Raw genomic sequence first — 20,332 nt, forward strand, 5'->3', positions numbered from 1 at the left:
ACTGACGGGGGACGTTGATTCGGCAATTGGAGCAGGGGTGCCGCCAATTGATTTGCTTTAGTAAAAGGTTATTCGCAAGTAACGCCACTCTGTTCGCAAGTAACACTGCTCCATCCGTAAGTAAAATCGGCATTAACGACTATAGCTTCCCACCCAATAGAAAAGCGCGGCAGAAGCCGCGCTTTCTTATACAAGTTTTTGTCCGCAGTTGGAGCAAAAGTTTCCTCCAGTGGTTTTTGTGCCGCAATTTGGGCAGAAGTTCGGTCTGGATTGGGATGGCGCCGGCTGATTGGGTTGAGACTGATTTGGCGCCGGCTGATTTGATGACGGCTGGCCAGATGCAGACTGGTCAGCCGCCCCCTGGTTTGGTGTTGATTGATTCATTTGTTTCATCATTTGATTGGCGATATTCATTCCCATCATCATTCCGGCCATATCGGACGCCGCTCCGCCGCCAGTCATTTTTCCTGAGGCCATGCCATCGGTCAGCTCAATTTGCTGGTAGCGGCCGATATCGCTTACCATTCCATGGGAAGCATTTTTGTTAATCATGTCTTGAATTTCCTTTGGATAGCTGAAACTCATGACATTAAACCCGGTAATGGAAATGCCGCTATTCATCATTTGCATATCTAAATCCTCTTGAATCCCTTTGGAAATGTCGAAGGAGTTGGCCTGCAGATTGAACATATCTTTTCCTTCCTTCGTAATCCATTTCATCAGGAGCTGGTCGAGGACAGCGGTAATCCGAATTTTCACATCATCGACAAAATATTCGTCACGCACACCAGCAATTTGGTCAATCAAGGCAATGTAATCATCGACTTTAAAGGTAAACGTTCCATTAGCGCGAACCGGCATTCCCCCTGGAAGCCCCGGCGCCGGAATATTAATCGCATTTTTCGTGCCCCATTTGACAACGAAATCCTTCGTGTTGACGAACAGCACTTCGACCCGCATGCCGCTGTTAAAGCCAAACTTAAATCCCTTTAACGTCGACAGGAACGGAATAATCTGCGACTCGATATCATAATCACCTTCGTCGCGAAACACCCCTTCAATTTTTCCATTGTTTAAAAAAATCGCATCCTGCCCCGGGCGAATAATCAACCGGCTTCCCTTTTTGATTTCACGATTGCTCCATTTATAAAAAATCATGTCATCTCTGAATTCCTGCCACTCTACCACATTAGCAAATTGATTGCGAAAAAAAGACATTCTTCAATTGCTCCCTTCCATTTTGATTCGCTGATAAAAATTAAAAATCGCTAATATATTCATGCGATTCGCTAATAAAACTTAAAAATCGCTGATATAATAGTACGGATCGGCAATATTCCGCCTAATCCCGGCGCTTTAAAACTTGCCGCCGCTGCCGCTGTGGGAGTGGCCGCCGCTCGAGATTCCACCGCCGCTGCTTGAATTATTGGACGGTTTTTTCACCTTCGTCACGATGGTTCTTATATAATTATCGTAATGGCTCAAAACTCTTGATTGATCGTGATTCAGGTAGGTTCCCGCGTTAACAGTTACCCGGCCGCCGGAGCGATAGGCCATCAGCCCCACAACCACACCGGCCACTACAAGAGCTGCAGCCAATTGGAACCACCATTTAAACAAGATATTTTCCGGATTGACCCCTGGTTTATAGTTCATATACTCATCGGAGGTATTTAAAAATGCCGAAAAGGCTTGAAAATAGTTGCCATCAGACAGATCAGGGGTGATTTTTTCGCGAATCTGATCCAGCCGGCTGTCATCCAAATACTTCTCCGCCTTTTGAAAACCGGCCAAATAGACATTCCGCTTCTGCATGTCGATGGCCAGAATCGCCGTATTCCCATGCGGCTGATCATAGCCCGGGGCATATTTATCATAGAAATCCTCGACATAACGCTTCAGCGTTTTTCCATCGGTTCCATTGACCGTCACAACAATAAATGCCGTATTTCTTTTCTTGCCAAGCTGACTCGCCTGCGATTGCAGGTTAGCTTTTTCCTTTGCCGTCAGCAACTGGGCCTCATCATAAATATACTGATTCCTGTCAAAACTTTGCCCCTTGGCTACCGTCCCGAAAGGCAGCAGCAGCAGGAAAACGAAGAAACAGCAAAAGAGACTTTGATTTTGCAGCCATTTTTCGACCATCACCAAAAGCCACCTCCTAACATAAAGGAGACACATTTTAAAGCGAAGAAAGTCCCGGCAGCAATACCGCTAAACCAGGCAGCCACTTTCCCCATGCTGATTGGCGGTTTGCCGACAACCTTTCCCGTCTGGCCATTCATCGCAAACGTGTGCTCCGAATGGTTGTAATCATAGCTGACCATCCAAACAGGCAGCAGGACATAATTGCTGTTCACATTTTTCGTATCAATCTGTTTATTTTTATAAAAAACAGAATGGTAACCTGCAAATGTGGAGCTAATATAAGACTCAATATAGCTGCTGATTTTATCCTTCGCCCGCGGCAAAAGCTCGTCATCGGAATAATTGTATTTCTCCGCCAAAAAGCCAGCCAAATACGGAGTTTTAAAATCCTTTAATTGGTCGTACGGGTAAGGCTCCAATCGATCCATCAGCTCGTCATTCATTTTTTCCGAGGCATCGACCGGGATTTTAACATAATCAAGGTTAATATCACGGAAAGCATCATAATACTTGGTTTCAGTGTAAATGTAATCTCCCTGTGTATAGGTCCGGACCTTGGTACATTCGGCACTCACCTGCACCTTGCTGTTCAAATCGAACAGCCAAAAGGGGACATACATCCCGGTAATGCTTTTGATGCGGTCGGCGTTCATAAAGCCCCTTGGCGTAAGCAACCCTTTTCGGCACCATTTTTTAAATGCATCAATTGCTTCTTCTTTACTAATCGTAAACGGAATCACCTTCGCCGGAGCAAGCTGCCCCGACAAGCGGTCGGCGATGACGACGCCCGCACCGCAGAAACTGCAGTTTGTCGCCGTCGTGTCGGCGGTTGTCAGCAAAATGGCGCCGCAATTCTCACAATGATACTCCTTCGTCTCAACATCATTAGCAGAAGATGTCTGCAGCTCTTCCTGATAATTTTCGATTTTTTCATGTCTGCCGCAGCTCGGACAGGACAGGTCGCCGGTTTCGGAATCAAAACTCATGTCACTGCCACAGCTTGGGCATTTATAATGAAGGATCATCTTCACATCACCCTCTGGTCTATAAGTGTAGTAAAATTAGTCCTCGATAGCAGCCTAATACTTGACCTCAAAATTGGATTTTTCCGCTTTTGAGGGCAGATTGACCAACTCTATTTGTCCTCTAACGTCCTTTTCCTGCTTTAAAAGGTGTCGTCTTGGGCCGCTTCCACTGCGCTAATTTCAGCAGCCAGTTTATCATGCATTTGTTTCATTTTTTGGGAATTGGCAGCCGCTAAATGATAAGCCTCCTGCAATTCCGCTAATTGCGCAGACAAAGCTGTTTTCCTTTCCAAAAACCGCCGAGCGTCCCTTTCGTTGCCGGACTCCGTTGCCTTGGCCGCATAGCGTTCCATCTTGGCTATTGTCTCCTCGCATTCAGCAACCGCCCGCTTAGCGCGCTGTTCTTCCATCATCACGGTTGCTGTTTCCGACTTAATCTTCCCTAAATCCTTTTTCAACTTCTGTAAATACAGGGCAATCATTTTCTCGGGATCATCGGCCTTCTCCAATAAGGCATTCAAGTTACGATCCATGATCTCCCGGAATCTTCCTATCATGCTCATACTAGCACTCCTCGCTAAATACATCACTACATTATACTGGTTCATTTTAAAAAAAGTTTCATTTCTTCTAAGCTAAATAGTAACGGTTATCATTAGCGGATAACCTTCTAAAATTGACGAGTGACCCCCTTCAATTAGCAGGATCCCTTCTCCTATTGGCGAGTTACTCTCCCCAATTGGCGAAAAACCCACTTCTATTGGCGAAAACAGCACCCCAATTGGCGAAAAACCTTCTCCTATTGGCGATAACAACACCCCAATTGGCGAAAACCCCTCTCCTATTGGTGGGCGGATACCTCACTCAGTCAGGCCGCCTCTACTAAGCCGTATAATACAAAAGAGGCTGTCCCAAAAGTATGATGTCAAGCACCATTTGGGACAGCCCCCTAATAATTGATATTTGAATTTAGCAATGGGATACTGAAGTTCACATCCCTCTTATTCGAGCGGTACCTGGCACCTAAATTAATCTGGCGGGCCAGTTGCACCTATCCTGAGGACGCAACGGACTGCCACCCTCATCAAGAAATCTTCTGAACGTAGCTTTTACTAGCCGTTATATAGGTCCCGTTTGATGTCTTTAATCTTGGAGTACCTGATGCCGTGTAAGCAATACCGCTAATCGTAACGACCTTGTTTTTCTGCAATCCCCTGATCCGGTTTGCGGTTGTGAAGTTCGTGCTTTTGTATTCATACAAGCCTTTTGTAATCTTCACCTTTTTGGGTGCAGTGGTATAGTACTGATCAATAGTGGCAATTACCTTCAAAACGTAGTCTTTACTAGCCGTTATATAGGTCCCGCTTGATGTCTTTAATCTCGGGGTGCCTGATGCTGTATAAGCAATACCGCTAATCGTAACGATTTTGTTTTTCTGCAAACCTCTAATCCGGTTCGCGGTTATGAAGTTTGTGCTTTTGTATTCATACAATCCTTTTTTAATGACCACCTTTTTGGGTACAGTGGTATAGTACTGATCAATAGTGGCAATTACCTTCAAAACATAGTCTTTATTGGCGGTAATATAATATCCATTAGACAGCTTTAAACGAGGGATACCATTAGTTGAATAAGCAACACCTGTTACGGACACGATGTGATTGGCTGTTAATGCGGTTTTTACAGTATCCCGCGTACAATTCGGATTCTCGTACTGATAAACTTTCTTTAAAATGACTACCTTTTTCGGATTGACCGTATAGTAGTTTGCTTTAATTAGGGAATCTTCCGTATAATTTGGATTACCCTTATCATTTGGATCATCGGTGAAAAACCCGAGTGTTAAATCAGGATGGAGACGGTTTAAGTCCACATATGTATTGATTCCTTTGACGATTCCTTTATCGGTATATTGCCATAGATCATAATCATACTTCGGGGGAGTGTTGGTATTGTTATATCTAGGAATCCAAACAAAATCAAATTTAGATGTATCAATATTCAGATCTTCATATAAATGATGGGCAATGTACACGCCAATTTTTTTATCCGTATATTTCCGTAATTCGGTTACATACGAATTGATAATCGCGCGCATACTTTCTCCTGATTTACTCGTCTTTTCCTCAACATCGACAACATAAAATAGCGCATTTTTATTGGCCCGGTTGTAAAAATCCTTCGCTTCCGTTTTGGCATCGGTGGTCGAAATCGACCGGTTATAGGCGTATACACCAAATGGAACCTTATATTGAATCGCACCGTTCTCGTAGGTCTTATGTAAAGGATCCTCATAACTGCTTCCATCTTGCGTGCGAATAATCACTAAATCCAAATAGTTACTAGCCGTTTTCCAGTCGATCGTTCCTTGCCACTTCGAAATATCAGCAATCACCGGTTCATCAACGGAAGAACGTAATAATGATCGAGCGCTAAAATTTGTTTCATTTGAGTCCGTCTCCCATTTCGTCGTACTATCCGGATTGGCCGGTGCCATGTCTGCATATGCGGCCTCCTGAACACTCAATATGGCCAAAATACTAATCCCCAATAATACTGCAAGCAAATAAAACTTTTTCAATTTTACTTTCTCTCCTCCCTTGACACTAAACGCTATTAAACAATAGATTTTGTCGAATCATCTACTCAGCTGCCATAGCAATAGAATAATATCCTTTGGGGCATACCCAGTAATGTCGAAAAACTGTTCGAAATAGGCAGGCAATGAGGATCCATTGACTTTCAATACCTCCTTTCGTTATCTGCTATTACAAAATCTATTATTCTTCCCATATTAATTTAGTATAAATATGACATCTATCTACGAATTTTGACAAACCTACACCCCTAATTCTACCAATATGGGAGGGGCATTTCCAGTAGGGCAAATTTCCTATTTAATAGACATTCCTATCCGGTTATTGTAAAAAACTCGGCGATTGGCGGGCCCTTTAGGGCAGTTTATAGGGATAGTTGAATTTATGCGACATAGGAAAGCCGCTGATTGGCGAGCCGTAAAGGTCAAAGACAGTGGCGTAGTTCACCCCAAAAGAATCACTTTGGGCTGCGCTGCCTAGTCTCACAAATATTCCCTTGTACACTTAGGCCAAGCAGCTTCTCTCGGCCAAAAAAATTCCCCGGGGAGAATCCTCTCCACAGGGCCATTCCAAACCTAATTTCCTGTTAAACTTCGACAAAATCCGAGTGGTATCAATCAAGCAAGCTTCTGAACGTAGCTTTTATTAGCCGAAATATAGGTACCTTTTGATGTCTTTAATATCGGCGTGCCTGACGCTGTATAAACAATACCGGTAATCGGAACAACTGTGTTTTTCTTCACTGCTCTAATCCGGTTCGCGGTTGTGCAGTTTGTGCTTTTGTATTCATACAATCCTTTTGTAATCTTCACTTTTTTGGGTACCGTTGTATAGTAATGATCAATATTCGCTGTCATCTTCAAAACATAGTCTTTATGAGCGGTAATATAGGTGCCTCTTGATGTCTTTAGCTTCGGCGTGCCTGTTGCTGAATAAACGATACCGGTAATCGGAACAACTGTGTTTTTCTGCAATGCCCTGATCCGGTTCGCAGTTATATTTAACATACTTCTGTATTCATATAATCCCTTTTTCACCACCACTTTTTTCGGTGCCGTTGTATAGTACTTCCCAATATCCGCTGTCACCTTTAAAACATAGTCTTTAGCGGCACTTATGTAATACCCATTAGATAGCCTTAAACAAGGAGTGCCTTTAGATGAGAAAGCTACGCCTGTTACAGACACGATACTATTGGCCGTTAAGGCTGTTTTTTTAGCATCTTGCGTTAAATTCGGATTCGCATACTGATAAATGGTCTTTAAAATGACTACCTTTTTGGGATTAGCAGTATAGTACTTTGCTAGATCCAGCAATTCCCCCGCATAATTTGGATCACTGGTATCGTTTTTTTCACCGGAATTAGTTTTATCGCCAGGACTAGTTTTATCACCGGCATCAGTTTTTTCACCAGGATTAGTTTTATCACCGAGATCAGTTGTGCCGCCGGTATCACTTGGATCGCCAGCATCTACTGAATCATTACTATCATCGGTGAAAAACTCGAGTGTTACATCAGGATGGAGACGGTTTAAGTCCACATATGTATTGATTCCTTTGACGATTCCTTTATCGGTATATTGCCATAGATCATAATCATAATTCGGAGGAGTGTTGGTATTGTTGTATCTAGGAATCCACACAAAATCAAATTTTGAAGTATCAATATTCAAACTTTTGTATAAATGATGGGCAATGTATACGCCAATTTTTTTATCTGTATATTTCCGTAATTCGGTTACATACGAATTGATGATCGTGCGCATACTCTCTCCTGATTTACTCGTATTCTCTTCAACATCGACAACATAAAATAGCGTATTTTTATTGGCCCGGTTGTAAAAATCCTTCGCTTCCGCTTTGGCATCGGCGGATGAAATCGACTTATTATAGGCATAAACACCAAATGGAACTTTATATTGAATTGCGGCGTTTTCGTTCACTTTATGCAGAGGATCCTCATAACTGCTTCCAGCTTGCGTGCGAATAATCACTAAATCCAAATAGTTACTAGCCGTTTTCCAGTCGATCGTTCCCTGCCACTTCGAAATATCCGCAATTACCGGCTCATCAACGGACGAACGTAATAATGATTGAGTCCTGAGATTTGTTCCATTTGAGTCCGTCTCCCATTTCGTCGTACTATCCGGATTGGCCGGTGCCATGTCCGCATATGCAGCATTCTGAACACCCAACATGGCCAAAATACTAATCCCCAATAACACTGCAAGCAAATAAAACTTCTTCAATTTTACTTCCTCTCCTCCTCGATACTAAACGTAAATTTTGACTGTTAGGTAATAGATTCTGCCACACCATCTACTTATCTGCCAATATATAACCTTATTTGATAGAATATTATCTTTTCAGGCTTTAATAGCGGTTTTGAACGAAGCTTTTCAAATATGCAGGCAATGAAGATTAATCGACTTTTAACCCCTCATTCGCCATCATCACCGATAAAATCTATTATTCCTTTCTACTATAGTAATGCTATGACATTAATCTATAAATTTTGACAAACCTCCACCCTCCTAATTTTACCAAAATAATAGCAACCTTTCTAGAAGTGATTTCTTAAAGATTAGTGAAACATAACCACATTGAAGAGATATTTCAAACGAAACAAGCTATTTTGGAAATTAATTTCCTGCAATTCCCGCTATTATTTTCACCCTAAGGGTAATAGAATCTATTTGTTATGGAAAAAAGGGGTGAAAAATCGAGCAGCATTAGCACATGTTATGCGGTGGGGAAATGGTGTTGTAATCATCTATCACAACAAGGAAATTTTTCCGCCATAAAAAAGATATAGAAATGTTTGAAGGGGGAACTTTCATGAATAAGATAACTAAATCATTCCTGGTGGCAGGCTCCACGTTAGCATTATTAACGGGATCGTTTGCCCCATCTTTAGCGGTACCGCTTGCATACGCTGATACTGTCTCATCTGCTTATAGCAACGGTACTGATACTGGCGCTGCTAAATTACCAGCTGCCATCAATAAAGTATCCACTGTTACAGAGGATACGATTCGTGGTGTAGATTTAACACCATACCAAGCTGAATTGGCCGCCGGTGTTAAATACAAAGATTTTAACGGCCAAACGCTGGATGAAAATGGGTTTATGAATCTATTAAAAGAATCTGGCATCAATTATATCAATCTTAAGGTTGCGGTTAATCCTAAAAATGATTCAGGAGCATCCTACGGCGGCGGAAATCCGACTCTAGATAATGCTATTAAAACGGCAAAAGCTGCCAAGGCTGCAGGATTAAAGGTTAATATTAACTTCTTATTCTCGGACTTTTATACATTTAAAGACAACCAAAAGCTGCCCAAAAATTGGTCAACCGATAACTTGAAGCAGACCGCCGTTCAATATATTCATAACGCCTTAAATGAATTGAAAGGCAACAACGTTACACCTGAGATCATCACAATTGGAAGTAATATGGCTCAGAATTTCCTAAACCAAGATTTAGCAACTGGTAATGAAATTCTGGCGGCTGTTACCCATGAAATTCGAACCATCAACAGCAGCAGCAAAATCGCATTAGGAAATGCTGGTTCCGGATCAGGCTGGTTTACAACCATTGCAAACAATCTTAAAAGTGCCCATGTCGATTATGACATTTTAGGTGCCAATGTATATGCAGCATGGGATAAAATGTCGGATATACAAGGGGCCAAGGAAGCGGCTAATAACGCTGGTAAAAAGTTTGCCATATTAAGTGTCAGCTACCCCTTTACCGATCAAGATTCAGATGGACAAAGTAATGGCTCAACAGCCGGGGATATTGTCAGCCAAGGTATCGGGGCAGTAAGCCCACAAGGCCAAGCGACATATCTGCGCAAACTTTACAGTGCGATCACAACTGACGGTAACAATACGGCCGACGCTGGTGTCTTTTATGACAATGCGGTGTGGATTGCTGTAGAAGCTGGCAATAGCGGTGCCCATTGGCAAGCCAATAAAGCGGCAGCGGAACAATATGGAACCGGTTGGGCAACAACCGCTGCTGCTGGCTATGTAGATGGTGCTGATCAATGGGCAGGTGCCAGCTCAGTGGATAACCAAGCCTTATTTGATGACTTGGGGAATCCGCTCCAATCTCTTACAACATTTAAGCAATTATTGTCCGGTACAGAAGATAACAACGATAGCAGCGAGACAAATAATGATATTCCGCAAGCGGATCCTTATCAAACCGGGGCTGATACCGGCTTAAAGGATCAGTCCGTTACAATTAAAAAGATTTCAACCATGTCCCCTGATACCATTCGTGGCGTGGATATTTCATCATATGAAGCGTTGAAGCAAGCGGGCGTAAAATATTACGATTACGAAGGTAAGGAGCAAAGTCTGTTAAAGATCCTTCATGATAATGGTGTTAACTATATCAGATTACGCATTTGGAATGATCCCAAAAATGCCGATGGTGCAATCTATGGTGGCGGACAGTCTGATGTGGAGCATGAACTAAAAATTGCCGAAGAAGCTGCCAAGTATGGAATAAAAGTATTACTTGATTTCCACTATTCAGATTTCTGGGCAGACCCTGCGCAGCAAATATTGCCGAAGGCTTGGCAAGGTCATAGCGACTCACAATTGCAACAGGATGTTTACAACTTTACCAGTGACACCATTAAAAAGTTCCAAGCAGTAGGTGCCGATGTTGGAATGGTCCAAGTTGGTAATGAGATTACCAATGGCATGATGGGTGTGACGACCAACCGTGATAAAGGGGAATCATACGCTGGTGTTTGGAACGATAAAATAAAATCTGCACGTGTTAATGGTTATTTAAAGGCTGGTGTCAAGGCTGTTCGTGATATGGCGCCAAATGCTTTAGTAACTTTACACATCGAAACCCCTAATGTTAAAAAGTATACAGATATTATGAATGCTTGGAAGCGTGATGGAGTCGACTATGATGTACTTGGATCGTCATACTATCCTTATTGGTCAGTAACGGCAAAGTCCAATACACCTGATACCTTAACTAAAGTGGAAAAACTGGCTGCCAGTTATGGTAAGCTATTTGCCGTTATGGAAACAGCTTGGACAAACAGCTTGAAAGACTCCGATGGGACACCCAATTCAATCGGTGAAGAACAAAGTGATTGGCAAAATACGAATGCCTTCCCAGTTGGATCACAGGGTCAAGTAGATGCTATGACAAGTCTATACAGTACAATGATGAGTCAATCAAACGGCCTGGGTGCATTCTATTGGGAGCCAGCTTGGATTCCTGTTCATCCTGGTTGGACCAATTGGAAAGCTAATAAAGAAATAGCTGAAAAGTTCGGAACCGGTTGGGCAAGTTCAGGTGCCGTCGGTTATTTTCCGGACAGTAAATTGTATTGGAATGGTCAACCAGCTTGGGGCGGTTCATCATGGGATAACCAAACCTTATTTGATAATCACGGTTATGCTTTACAATCACTGAAGTTTTATAAGGACTCTATTGGCGAGAGCTCAACCCAAACAACAGTGTTTAAATATGTTGATGCTAAGACAGGTAAATCAATTACAACTAATACCATTGTTAGGGGAACTGTTGGTCAGACAATGAAAGTTACTTTACCAGCTGTAAAGTATTACATCCCCTCTTCCAAGTCATATACCTATACACTCAAACCAAATACAGAGGGTGTTAAAACTATCACAGTAAAGTATGACTCGAATCCACAAGGGAATGCGGTTAAATATGGTAAGTATGTTACTGTAACAAACAAAAACTATACCGTATGGAAAAACTTCAGCTGGGAAAAGAAGAATGCCACTGCAGTCAATAAAACCTACCTTGCTAAGTATGTTTACAATCATAGTAACGGATCAAAATATTTTTCGCTTTATGATGACAAGGGCAAATGGGTAGGTTATATCAATGCCAAAGCTGTTAAAGCAGGTAACGGTAAGCAAGGCTACCCGCTGAAGTACGGCAAGTATGTCACTGTAAAAAGTAAGCACTACAACGTATTTCAAAGCTTCAGTTGGAAGAAAAAGAATGTCAAAGTAATCAATAAAACCTACCTTGCTAAGTATGTTTATTATCATAGTAACGGATCAAAATATCTATCTCTTTATGATGGCAAGGGGAAATGGATCGGCTATATCAATGCCAAAGCTATAACCAATAAAAGGTAAGTATTTTACCAGCAAGCACATAAAACTAAATAAAATATAACATACAAGCAGGGTGCGAAATTGGTTTCGCACCCTGCTTTGTGTTTTAAGAACAATCATTTGCTTTTACAATTTCCTATACACGTCCAACCCTCATTCCCGAACCATTACATAAAGAAGTAGGTTAACCCGACTGTGCTGCCATGAAGGAGAATCTATCATTTCAACTGTACTAGGTGACCGAAGGAAGGTTGGGTTGCCCCGGTGATTGGGGAAAGTAGAACCGCTCTAAACGACCCAAAGTTGGATTACTCTAATGCTTGAGGAAAAATCACGCGGTGTCAGGCACCGTTTATAGATACAAAGGAATCCCCCGGTTGATAACAAACCGGGGGATTTTCTTGAGGAAGCATCAGACTCTATGCCTATCTTTCTACTTAACCTTTATGGTTTTATATGAACTTTTGTTGCCGGCTTTATCGAGCGCGGCTACCTTAATAAAGGTACCCTTCTTTCTTGGGGTCATTTTTATTTTGTATTTTCCGTATTTATCTGCTTTGGCGGAGCCGATTTTATGATTACCGATCGTAGCGACCACGGTTGAATATGGTTCCGCTTTTCCGGTAATATATTTTGATTTGCTGTTAATTGAGTAAACAACCGGCGTCGTTGGCGGGATTCGATCGACAACGGTGACCGTCATCTTTTTACTGCCGTATTTGTTGGCAGCTGTGACCTCAATTTTTGCCCCGGCTTGTTGCTTCGCAATCGTTTGTTTGTATTCGCCCTTACTGTTAACGGAAGCATGGTAGGTTTTAGAACCGACTTTAACATAAACCGTGCTGTCTTTACTTGTTTTTCCAGTTACCGTTGTACTTTTGTTGCTAACCGTGTTCACGCTAAGAGCCGGCAGCAGGAACGGCGCATCTACACGTAAGCTGTATTTCCCCGTGGAGCTGCTATATTGGTGGACTCTAATATAGTAGGTGCCCGCAGACAGGGTTTCTGTGTCGAACCATTTTTTCGGATTATTGAAAGCACCGTAGTAGATATCCTTATTGCTCCATATCTTATTGCCATGATTATCGATCAGGTCTAGATAAGTATCATAGATATAGGAATCCATCCGGACTGTAATCGTGCCGGCTTTCGGCAATGTGAATTTATAGTAATCCTCATCGTCATTCCAGCTGATAAAACCGGTTGCCTTTTGCGTGTTCAATGCTAGTGTTTGCGCTTGCGGGGTGCCGTTGTTGGGCTCTTTATCGGTATTATTGGCTTGATTAAAGGCCGCGGAAAGGACATATTTCCCGGTTGAATTGTTATACTGATGGACCTTAATATAGTAGGTGCCTGGCTCCAGGTCCTCCCAATCGGACCATTTTTTCGGGTCATCCGTACGGCCGTAGTAGATATCTTCGTTATGCCAGACGTAATTTCCTTGATCATCGATTAAATCAAGATAAGTTTCATCCATATACGAGTCCAGATTAACAGTAATCCTGCCAGCCTTATCCAGGTGAATTTTATAATAGTCGGTATCGTCATTCCAGCTGATAAAACCAGTTACTTTTTGCGTATTTAAGGTGAGCTCTTGGGCTTGCAGGGTGCCATTGTTCGGCTCTTTATCCGTATTATAGGCTTGGTCATAGGTAACTGATAAATCGTATTTTCCCGTACTACTGTTGTATTGGTGGACTCTTATGTAGTAGGTGCCTGGCTCTAAGTCCTCCCAACCCGACCATTTTTTCGGGTCATCCGTACGGCCATAGTAGATATCTTCGTTATGCCAGACGTAATTTCCTTGATCATCGATTAAATCAAGATAGGTTTCATCCATATAAGAATCTAGGTTGACGGTAATTCTGCCCGCGCCGTTTAAGACGATCTTATACATTTGTTCCGGGTCAGAATCGGTAATATTTCCGGTCGTTTTCGTTCCAAACGGTAAGTCCTGCGTTGTGCTTGCTGAAGCTTGATTGCTTTGGAACGTCATCAAAGGAAGGATGATGATGAAAGCAATCAAGAAAAATACCACTTTTTTAGCCAATTTGTTCATGCTTTTTCCCCCATTGATAGTATAGTAATGATACAGTCTTTGTTGATGAATAAGTTGAACGGAAAAATCCCCCAAAAAATCTAGTACCTCTCCTCAAGTCACTATAATTGAGAAGAAAATCTTAAGGAATTAATATTTTTTCAATCTTGTAGTCTCCTTATTCGTGTTCGTTTAGAGTCCATGTTTTATGTACTTTTTCACAAGTTTCAGGTGTCCTGTTGTCGAAATGGTATATTCCTTGACATCCCAAATGCCTGAATGTCTGGCTGCATTGGGCTCTCTGGATGGATCCCAATTTTTCTTTACTCTTTCAATGGCCACTTTCACTTTATTTGAAGCGAGGAACTTAACCTCTAATCCTGCCCCACTGCCAAAATTCTTTTTGAAAAATACTTTCCCGTTTTGATGGACACCAACCAATGTTGTCATTTCCCCGCCAGTTGCCCCGGAATAATACGAAAGGAACGTATCACGATTGCTGGTAACGGTAAATTGAGTCTGTCCACCACCATCGATAATGGATTGTTTGGCAGCACTCCAGACTTTCTTTTTTCCTTTTAAAATGGTAGGTACATAGGAATAACCACCCCATTTTTCCTTTCCAATGGTTAACCCATTTGGCAGCTTCTTTGGAAATTTACCCGCATCCCCGTTGAAGTCATAAGCCGGATAAACTTTTGAACTACTCTTTGCAGCTACAGGTATATTGCAAAAACTGCTCACTGACAAAATACAAATGAAGATCGCTGCTAATAATTTGAAGTACTTTCCCTTCAAGCTCACATGTCCCCCTCCTAAAATAGTATATAAAAAGCCCTGCAATCTTATTTGACCGCAGGGCAAAGATAACGATATAGAATCTATCAGTTATTATGCAACCCGACTGCCATAGCAATACTGCTTTAGGCTCGTAGCTTTGCGTCCCCATCTTTCAATGGGTTTGCCCTGGTTGTAGGTAAAATATCATAGGTGTTATAGATTTATTTTAGGGTCTAAAGTTGGATGAATCAATATATTTTTCTATTTTCCCCCTGAACTTTTTGAATAATCCATATTTCGATAGCTTTTGTAGTGTATGCAAGGATCGAAATTGTCGATGAATACGAAAAGATAGAATCTCAGCAAATTCATATGAATCAAGGAGAAGAAAGCAACAATCTTTTAGAAGACTACACCCAAACTCTTAATTTCCGTTTCATTTCAGTTGCTTCCTATCATAGGTTCATGGTATTTTTTTATAAAAATTGGCTGCCTTTATTTATATACTTGGCTCGGAATTTTGACCGTCGGGGTACCACTTGAGTATGGACCTACTTCATACTCCTGGAATACTAGGATAATTCCCCCGCTAGTAAAATAAAACTGGGTTTTACTATTAATTTTTAGATTATCTTTTAATTCTTCTACAAAAAATAGATTCGGGCGTTTGGCCATATAGTTATATGTATAGTTATACACCTTTTGAAGCTTGGCCTTCGTTTTGACAACATCCGTCAGCTTATATTGTTTGCCGCTCTTTAAGTTGAAGTTGTAAACGGTAACAGCACTATTGCCATGGGCACCGCCGGAAAACTGATAATCCGATATACGAATGCTTAGCTTACCGCTCATATTGTATTGAACCTTATAAGAAACGTTATACTCATAGCTGCAGCTAGACGGATACTGCTTACAAATAGGGTCGCTCTGGAATTCCTCCATAGACTTTTTCAAGTCCGTATATCCCTTATAGGATCGCTTGATATGGCTATATAACACCTTATTTATTTTGGCCTGGGCCGATTTGCTAACGCCTCCTGAAACCTGCGGATACTTAAGGAACTTTTTCCCTTTGTAAATTTTCGTGATGACCTTAGCTTTAGCTGATGCTGCCTCAACTTGACTCGTGCTGCTTTCAAAGGAAAAAACAGCAGCACCTAAAAGCAGCAAACTCAAAACAATTTTTCCAATTGCAAGTATTCTTTTCATTGTTTAACCCCCATTTTTATATTTCACCTATTTATTATAGTAGGAAAGGGTCTAAGAATGAAAGCTAGATTTCAGGAATGTAGTAAGAAAGGTATGTTGGTCGTATTCCCCGTCTTCCCAGGGGTAAATTTATTTGTGTGAACTTTTTAAATATTATGTTAAAATAGGCCTTATTTGAGATACGAGGGGATCGATATGAACTTTTTGTCGGTTATTTCTTTTTTGGGGTTTGACCGAAATGATAATAAAATGTGCGGTTCGGGCAACTAGACGGCCTCTACTTGACTAAAATGTTGATAATATCTTCGGTTCAGGCAACTAGACCGCTCCTACTGGACCGAAACTTTGAAAATATCTTCAGTTCGAGCAACTAGACCGCTCCTACTGGACCGAAATGTTGATAATATCTTCGGTTCAGGCAACTAGACCGCTCCTACTGGACTGAAATGATGAAAATATCTTCGGTTCGGGCAACTAGACCGCCTCTACTTGACCGAAATGATGAAAATATCTTCAGTTCGGGCAGCTAGACCGCTCCTACCGAACCAAGATGATCGAATTGACGACAAAGCACCTACATGCTTTCTCAGTAATATACCGTGCTAAACTTTAACTACCTGTCTGACAGTAATTACAGCTTATTCGTCAGTAATACCCCTTCTCTTTACGGAAGGAAGACTACAACCGACCACCTTAACTTTGCAAGGATTGATAAAGCAGCGCCAAAGATACATAATAGACATATAAGAAACTTCTAAAACGGTCGATGTAACCAGAAAACGAAGACGAGTGTCAGACTAAGGGGAAAACTTGAGTGTCTCAATAGGTAGAAGGCAACTGACTGCAATGGTGCTTTTCTACAATTCGAAACGAGGGAGAACCCCGTTTTTTATTGTTTTTTAAATAGTTTGGACATCGGAGGCGATCATTATGAATACACACATTATGAAGCTAAGGTTTTGGGCAATACTGGCTGTTATTATGATACATTCAACAGCCCCATTTCTTTATAAACCGATAGGAAATGAATTTCTTGCAGGAAACATTTTTGACAGTTTATCAAGATTTGCTGTGCCACTTTTTCTACTAATCAGCGGCGCCCTCTTGTTACATAAAGATGAACCATTATCCGTTTTTTTAAAGAAGAGAGCTGCGAAAATTATAATTCCATTTTTAGTTTGGAGTTTTATTTATTATTTGTACAAAAGAAATATCCTGTTTACACTCGATTTTGAAAAATTCCATATTAGAGATTTCTTAAAACTATTTATTACAGGAAATGTTTATTATCATTTATGGTATATTTATTTGATCGTTTTTGTTTACTTATTTATTCCCGTTTTAAGAAAGGTGGTTCAAAATACACCAACTAACATTCTTTTGTATTACGTCATTCTTTCTTTTATATTAGAAAACGGCTATCTCATCGGTACAAGTTATTTACATATTAGTCCTAAAATTTATTTTTCTGGTTTTTCTGGCTATGTTTCTTATTTAATTTTAGGTTATTTGATTTTTCACAGGGATTTATTTTTAAATAAACGGGGGATGATTTACACTTTAGGGATTTTATCTTTAATTGTGACATTTACCGGAACCTACCTTAGCACCCTTTCATTCGGTAGATATCATCCCTATTTTTATAAATATTTGTCGTTTAACGTTTTAATTTATACCATTTTCATCGTAGTCCTTATCTCTCATACAAATAAAAACATATTTAAAATCACGAGAAGCATCTCTGAAGTCAGTTTTACGATGTATTTTGTCCATATTATCTTTTCGAAATATTTCCAGCAATATTTAAATGCTTTCGATTTACAGCCGTCTCTTTATATTATTGCTTTATTTGGATTGACAGTTATAGCTTCCTATCTTTTTTCACTGTTGATTAGTAAAATTCCGATTGTAAGAAAAGTCCTTAGTTAAAAATAGTGGTGCGAGGGGCCGGGAGTATTAACTCCCTCCCGCTCGAAGGAAAACTCTTTCAAAAAAATCAACCGTAATATCAGCAAGTTACTCTTGTGGAATGCGGACACCCATACTATTCCCCCATTTGCCGACCAATTTTCCCACTTTTCACTGTTTTAATATAGATAAGAAGTATTTGTGAAAAAGTGAACAATGCTAATGAATAGTTTCTCACATGAACTATAATTAAGCATAAGAAATCCGCTAAAATACTTTGCATTGTGAAAGGGATGTTTATTATGGTCAATCGTTTTCCTGCGTTATTCTCCCCGATTAAAATTGGCAATATGGAAGTAAAAAACCGGATCGCCATGATGGCAATGGGGGTGTTCTCTCCTCGACTTATGGGTCCGAATGGTGCTTATACGAAGGATGGCGCCGATTATTACATTGAACGAGCAAAAGGCGGTACAGGTTTAATCGTTACCGGACTGCTCCCGGTTAGCTGGTTCCCTAAAGGTCAGGGACCTGGTGACCGTGGTGAGGGCTTTTATAAATATATCCAGCAGCAAAAGTATTTAGCAGAGGGAATTCATAAATACGGCGCAAAGGTGATAGTTCAAATCACGGCATTATCCGGGCGATCCAGTATTCACTCCGAAGATCCGGCACCTAGTGCGCTTCCAAATGTGTGGGACCCTACCAAAACAAACAGAGAAATGACCAAGCAGGAAATCCACGAATATATTGAAATGTTTGCCAATGCCGCCCTGGCATGTAAAATGGCCGGCATTGACGGCGTCGAAGTTCATGCCGTTCATGAAGGTTATTTGTTAGACCAATTTACGATGGAATATGCCAATCATCGAACCGATGAATACGGCGGAAGCCTGGAAAACCGTCTCCGTTTTCCATCTGAGATTGTTCAAGCTATTAAAGCGGTATGTGGCAAAGATTATCCTGTTTCCTTGCGTTACAGCGTGAAAAGTTATATGAAGGGCTACAATCGCGGCGCACTTCCCGGCGAAAAATTTAAGGAGTTCGGCCGTGATTATGAGGAAAGTATCATAGTTGCCCAAAAACTGATTGAAGCAGGCTATGATATGCTAGACTGCGATAATGGAAGCTATGATTCTTGGTTCTGGCCGCATCCGCCAGTATACATGCCAAAAGCTTGTAATCTCGAAGATGTGAAGATGCTGAAAAAACATGTATCCGTTCCTGTCATTTGTGCCGGTAAATTTGATGATCCGGAACTGGCCAATGAAGTGATTGCTAACGGTGAAATTGACATGATGGGAATGGCACGTCCATTATTGGCGGATCCCGATATGGCCAATAAATTTGCATCGGGCGATTTAGACAATATCCGGCCTTGCATCGGCTGCCACAATGGCTGTCTTTCTGCGATTTTCCAAGGCAAAGATATCTCCTGTGCGGTAAATCCGGCCTGCGGCAGAGAACTTACTTATGGCATTGGCAAAGCGGATCGACAAAGAAAAGTCCTTGTTGTCGGTGGTGGCATCGGCGGCATGGAAGCAGCCCGCGTCTGTGCGTTAAAAGGTCATGATGTCGATTTATATGAAAAATCAGGGCAATTAGGCGGTGCCTTTATCGCTGCGGCGGCCTTTGAATATAAAGAAGACGACCGGCGTTTACTGAATTGGTATATCAAACAAATGCAAGATTTAGGTGTTAACATTCATTTGAATACGGAAATCACGAAACAATTTATCAACGAACATCGATACGATGATATCTTCATCGCCACTGGGGCAACAGAACGGAAGCTCTCCATTCCAGGCTTTGATTCCGAAAACGTAACCTATGCCGTGGATGCCTTGTTACATAAAGACATTACCGGTGACAATATCGTGGTCGTGGGCGGCGGCTTAACAGGCGTGGAAATCGCCTGTGAATTAGGAAAACAGGGCAAGAAAGTAACCGTTGTCGAAGCGGCTGATACCATCTTGAATACATTCGGCTTATCAGCAGCCAACTACAATATGCTGATGGAGATGCTGGATTATTATCAAATCAATGTCATGAAATCTTCTTCCGTGACAAAGTATGAAAATGGCATGGCCCATATTACAACCATGGTTAAAAACTATCCAAACGTTGCTAACAGAGCGAAGATGATGTTTGCTGTCGGGGCTGAAGGAATTCCGCAGCAATCACAAATTAAAGCCGATCACATCGTGGTTTCCGTCGGATACATCAGTGACAATCAGTTATATGAACAAGTAAAGGCAGATCATGTTTATTTAATCGGTGACGCTGACAAACCGGAGAGCGTAATGAAGGCCATCTGGGATGCCTATGATGCTGCCAGAAGTATCGAATTACGAGAATCACGAAAATTACAGCATGTTTAAAAAATGAAGCAGGGATAGCCACGCCACATACGATCCAAAGCGTGGGCTATCCCCTTTTTACTCCACGACAAAGCACCTATATGCCTTCTCAGCACTTTACCGCGTTAAACT

The 20,332-nt window shown here is 41.4% G+C and carries 12 protein-coding genes and 1 riboswitch; of the genes, 3 read left to right on the plus strand and 9 right to left on the minus strand.

Features of this window, described 5'->3' with window-relative positions; translation table 11 throughout:
• Window positions 1-186: 186 nt before the first annotated feature.
• From JK635_RS13590 to JK635_RS13615, 6 genes are all read right to left on the minus strand, one after another.
• Window positions 187-1,218: an SPFH domain-containing protein gene (locus JK635_RS13590; RefSeq protein WP_202654508.1), complete on the minus strand. Its 1,032-nt coding sequence runs from the start codon at window positions 1,216-1,218 to the stop codon at window positions 187-189.
• A 138-nt stretch (window positions 1,219-1,356) separates the two neighbouring features.
• Window positions 1,357-2,145, minus strand: a complete 789-nt coding sequence (locus JK635_RS13595; protein WP_202654650.1) for a TPM domain-containing protein — start codon at window positions 2,143-2,145, stop codon at window positions 1,357-1,359.
• Window positions 2,145-3,173 carry a TFIIB-type zinc ribbon-containing protein gene (locus JK635_RS13600; protein WP_202654509.1) on the minus strand — a complete coding sequence of 343 codons (1,029 nt, stop codon included), beginning with the start codon at window positions 3,171-3,173 and terminating at the stop codon, window positions 2,145-2,147. The genes JK635_RS13595 and JK635_RS13600 overlap by 1 nt, the downstream gene beginning before the upstream one ends.
• A gap of 140 nt (window positions 3,174-3,313) precedes the next feature.
• Complete coding sequence (locus JK635_RS13605; RefSeq protein WP_202654510.1) at window positions 3,314-3,736, minus strand: PspA/IM30 family protein; 423 nt, start codon at window positions 3,734-3,736, stop codon at window positions 3,314-3,316.
• Between the two features lie 521 nt (window positions 3,737-4,257).
• Window positions 4,258-5,754 carry a DUF5776 domain-containing protein gene (locus tag JK635_RS13610; RefSeq protein ID WP_202654511.1) on the minus strand — a complete coding sequence of 499 codons (1,497 nt, stop codon included), beginning with the start codon at window positions 5,752-5,754 and terminating at the stop codon, window positions 4,258-4,260.
• 633 nt (window positions 5,755-6,387) lie between these two features.
• On the minus strand, window positions 6,388-8,019 hold the full coding sequence (locus tag JK635_RS13615) for a DUF5776 domain-containing protein (protein ID WP_202654512.1): 1,632 nt from the start codon (window positions 8,017-8,019) through the stop codon (window positions 6,388-6,390).
• A gap of 589 nt (window positions 8,020-8,608) precedes the next feature.
• Here JK635_RS13615 and JK635_RS13620 point away from each other — a divergent pair.
• Entirely contained in the window at window positions 8,609-11,926 is a 3,318-nt protein-coding gene (locus JK635_RS13620; protein WP_202654513.1) for a glycosyl hydrolase 53 family protein, read from the plus strand.
• A gap of 412 nt (window positions 11,927-12,338) precedes the next feature.
• On the opposite strand, the gene JK635_RS13625 is transcribed toward JK635_RS13620, so the two are convergent.
• From JK635_RS13625 to JK635_RS13635, 3 genes are all read right to left on the minus strand, one after another.
• Entirely contained in the window at window positions 12,339-13,964 is a 1,626-nt protein-coding gene (locus JK635_RS13625; RefSeq protein ID WP_202654514.1) for a DVUA0089 family protein, read from the minus strand.
• A 171-nt stretch (window positions 13,965-14,135) separates the two neighbouring features.
• Window positions 14,136-14,747 carry a hypothetical protein gene (locus tag JK635_RS13630; protein ID WP_202654515.1) on the minus strand — a complete coding sequence of 204 codons (612 nt, stop codon included), beginning with the start codon at window positions 14,745-14,747 and terminating at the stop codon, window positions 14,136-14,138.
• A gap of 87 nt (window positions 14,748-14,834) precedes the next feature.
• Window positions 14,835-14,919, minus strand: a riboswitch (cyclic di-GMP riboswitch).
• Between the two features lie 299 nt (window positions 14,920-15,218).
• Window positions 15,219-15,932 carry a DUF3298 and DUF4163 domain-containing protein gene (locus JK635_RS13635; RefSeq protein ID WP_202654516.1) on the minus strand — a complete coding sequence of 238 codons (714 nt, stop codon included), beginning with the start codon at window positions 15,930-15,932 and terminating at the stop codon, window positions 15,219-15,221.
• Between the two features lie 930 nt (window positions 15,933-16,862).
• On the opposite strand from JK635_RS13635, the gene JK635_RS13640 reads away from it, so the two are divergent.
• Both JK635_RS13640 and JK635_RS13645 read left to right on the plus strand, forming a co-directional pair.
• On the plus strand, window positions 16,863-17,861 hold the full coding sequence (locus JK635_RS13640) for an acyltransferase (RefSeq protein WP_202654517.1): 999 nt from the start codon (window positions 16,863-16,865) through the stop codon (window positions 17,859-17,861).
• A gap of 281 nt (window positions 17,862-18,142) precedes the next feature.
• Entirely contained in the window at window positions 18,143-20,221 is a 2,079-nt protein-coding gene (locus JK635_RS13645; protein ID WP_202654518.1) for an FAD-dependent oxidoreductase, read from the plus strand.
• Window positions 20,222-20,332: the final 111 nt, after the last annotated feature.

The organism is Neobacillus paridis (assembly GCF_016765675.1).
GTDB lineage: Bacteria > Bacillota > Bacilli > Bacillales > Cytobacillaceae > Neobacillus > Neobacillus paridis.

Bases quoted from the DNA above. Each gene is read 5' to 3' on its own strand.
- JK635_RS13635 (WP_202654516.1), bottom strand. From the start codon at position 15,932: ATGAAAAGAATACTTGCAATTGGAAAAATTGTTTTGAGTTTGCTGCTT.
- JK635_RS13620 (WP_202654513.1), top strand. From the start codon at position 8,609: ATGAATAAGATAACTAAATCATTCCTGGTGGCAGGCTCCACGTTAGCA.
- JK635_RS13595 (WP_202654650.1), bottom strand. From the start codon at position 2,145: ATGGTCGAAAAATGGCTGCAAAATCAAAGTCTCTTTTGCTGTTTCTTC.
- JK635_RS13600 (WP_202654509.1), bottom strand. From the start codon at position 3,173: ATGATCCTTCATTATAAATGCCCAAGCTGTGGCAGTGACATGAGTTTT.
- JK635_RS13605 (WP_202654510.1), bottom strand. From the start codon at position 3,736: ATGAGCATGATAGGAAGATTCCGGGAGATCATGGATCGTAACTTGAAT.
- JK635_RS13645 (WP_202654518.1), top strand. From the start codon at position 18,143: ATGGTCAATCGTTTTCCTGCGTTATTCTCCCCGATTAAAATTGGCAAT.
- JK635_RS13625 (WP_202654514.1), bottom strand. From the start codon at position 13,964: ATGAACAAATTGGCTAAAAAAGTGGTATTTTTCTTGATTGCTTTCATC.
- JK635_RS13590 (WP_202654508.1), bottom strand. From the start codon at position 1,218: ATGTCTTTTTTTCGCAATCAATTTGCTAATGTGGTAGAGTGGCAGGAA.
- JK635_RS13640 (WP_202654517.1), top strand. From the start codon at position 16,863: ATGAATACACACATTATGAAGCTAAGGTTTTGGGCAATACTGGCTGTT.